This window comes from Coprococcus sp. BIOML-A2 (assembly GCF_009875795.1).
GTDB classification, from domain to species: Bacteria; Bacillota; Clostridia; order Lachnospirales; family Lachnospiraceae; genus Coprococcus; species Coprococcus aceti.
In genome coordinates this window covers 1-2,876 of the sequence record NZ_WWSI01000018.1, presented here as the reverse complement: position 1 = coordinate 2,876, position 2,876 = coordinate 1, and the positions used below count along the sequence as shown (strand labels likewise).

Below are 2,876 nucleotides of genomic sequence, written 5' to 3'. Positions count from 1 at the left end.
GCTTGAATGACAAAGTTAATGCAACTAAATCATATTCATATTACGAATTAACCCCTACATTCGCATTTTAAGGCATTTTTTATACCCTGGCAAGGGCTTAGTACCGTTTCAACTTTAAAAAAATGGGCGCACTTAATAAACAGTTCACGATTTTCATGTCATACTTATCGCAACCATTTAATACCACGAAATATTCACTTTTTAATGTCTGAGGGGACTCAAATTAAAACTTTTTATACATTTTCGCTTACGTGTATTTACAGATTTTTAGTTAAATGCTATTTCATTTCATTAACAAAGATTTTGTTAGATTGATGTCATCTGCAGGTATTTTTTCTAACATCATCAGTTTCATTAGCATACGCATATCTTCATCTTCCAAATCCACTAAATCATATGGAGACATATTGTGGAGTCCAGGTCTCTTAACACTATTTATGTGATTCATAAGGATTGTAAAATCTTCTTGTGAAAGTGGATCTAATGAAGTACCTTTGGATATAACGTATCTAATGTATTCGTGATTCTTTTCTAGTCTACCTTTCTGTCCGGATGCCATTGGATCACAGTAATAGACACTTGTTCTAGTAATTCCTGGTGTGATAGAAGATTGTTCAAGTTCATCTACACGCTTAAATTCTGAGCCGTTGTCAGTGAGTATAGTACCGAAAAGCCTTCTGAAACATTCTGTTCCAAGTCCTTTTTCGAGGAAATCAAATCTATCAATTACAGATTCTGCCTTGCAATCAGGCATTACAAATATTAGCATTACCGAATTTCTACGGAGCAGCATAGTAAGAATTACCTTGCCACATCCCCTTTTTCCTTTTACAGTGTCCATCTCAACAACTTCGTAGTTGGACTTGTTTTCCATATATTTTAAAAAATCCTGATATGATCGCCCCTGTCTGTACTTTTGATTAAGTACACCGTCTGTTTCTTGTTTCTTTTTGCGTCTTTTTTTATAGCGACTTTTTCTTCTCAAATCGATGTTTTTAACAGAAAGTAATCCATTATCAATAAGACGGTAGGCTGTTCTTTCGGATATCACGAGCTCAGCTTCATGAGTTACAAATAGATGAGCTAGAGGCTGCCCATTGCGGATTCCCTTGGTCAGGATTTCATCAATAGTACTTAATTCCGTTTCTGTCAAATGTACACCTTCGCTTGCAGTTTTTCTGGTTTCATGAGCCATTCTGTCAGCCACTTTGGCATCATAAAAATATCTATCCTCATTACAGTACCTGCGATTACTACAGCCATTACATACATATGGTGGCTTATTATATTTTAAACACTTTGTAGTAACATAGTTCTTGCAATACTGGTGACAGTCCTTGTTACAGGAATAGCAGTACATAGGGCAATTTAAGTCCCCACATAAATGCCTTTCTGTGCAATGTTTTGCGTTTTTGCAATCATTGCCAGCATAATAACTTCCTGCAACAAATATTCTATGTTTTTTGATTTCTCTGGAAATTGAAGATGTGCTACGGTTTAAGATATTTCCAATTCTGGATAAAGGCTGTTTTCTAACGATACCTATTGCTATAGATTCTCTATCGCTTAAGTCCAACTTATTCAATATTTCCCCCTTTCTTTGAGCACTCAGACATATTCATTTTATTATACCTATTAGTAGTGGAATTTTTAGGATAAATATAAAAATTAGCGATTTAGGATAGAACTGTTTTGAATTATTAATAAAAGAGATTCGCATATATGGGGATATATTCTGATTTATATATCCCCACTTCTTTATATCTGAATTAGTATAGAAGAGTAGAGGCGTTAGATCGCCTTTCGTTCAGATCTGCTCCGTAAATACGTTCGATCGTTGTCGGCTGATTTCCGCTCAAACTTGAGGTCAACGAAACAGATTTTGTAGAATTATAGACTTGATTTTTAAAGGAAAAACAAAGATTCTGAGCTACAATTGTTTTGTCCTTTCCAAATAGTGCAGTACAGTATTTTTTTATCATATACTGCAAAGCCCGTTGGCACATTCTTGTTCCAGACATACTCAAGAATAGAGCATTATCATGTCCATATACTGGAATCATATCCAGTCGAATAGCAAGATATTTAGAAACTTCCTGTTCAATATAGTTTGACACTTTAATATGTGGATATTTCCTACCAGATACATTGATATAATGCTCATCAAAATGAAGATCTGATATATTCAAATTCGTACATTCTGTTGTTTTAAGCCCTGCATAGCACAATAGAATAATAATGGCAGCATCACGTTCTCGTAGGTATTTTTGATATGCCAACTGTCTTGTAGAAGGAAGTTCTCCATTCGTTACATAATCAATTAATTTGTTTATGTCATCGTAGGATAAAATAGTTGGCGTTTTTTTCATCTCTTTAGGTCTATTTACCCTTAAAGTAGGAATTGTATCAATCATGCCTTCTACATAATAAAAATTATAGAAAGCATGAAGGATAGCAAACCTGCGTCTCAACGCCGAGCTGGATAAATTCTTTTCTTTTCCATTTACTTTGACCATTCTTGAATATTCCACATAGTTTTCAATTTGTGATTCAGTTACAGACTCAAAGTCTTTTATGTTAAATTCTGCAACTGAAATAGCCTTGGCTTTACAAATATAATCAAAAAATATTGATAGATCTAATGCATATGCGTAGAGCGAAGAGTCAGCCATTACACCATGATTAGATTTAAAGAAATACCTTGCGAATGATGGCAAACGTTCCTTTAAAAGTTTTTCAGTTTTAATTGAATTATTCTGTAATTTACTCATAAGTAAATTATAAACCAACCCCCACATTACGACCAGTGACAGTGTTAACGCAACAAAATCAAATATAAAATAGTGAGAAAGTTGCTTTAAAAATAACACTCAACA

Annotated in this window: 2 protein-coding genes; both read right to left on the bottom strand. The window is 34.0% G+C overall.

Annotated features, from left to right (window positions below):
* Positions 1-283: 283 nt before the first annotated feature.
* Entirely contained in the window at positions 284-1,585 is a 1,302-nt protein-coding gene (locus GT575_RS14830; protein ID WP_192934975.1) for an IS30 family transposase, read from the bottom strand.
* 184 nt (positions 1,586-1,769) lie between these two features.
* On the bottom strand, positions 1,770-2,771 hold the full coding sequence (locus GT575_RS14825) for a tyrosine-type recombinase/integrase (RefSeq protein ID WP_161172307.1): 1,002 nt from the start codon (positions 2,769-2,771) through the stop codon (positions 1,770-1,772).
* Positions 2,772-2,876 lie beyond the last annotated feature (105 nt).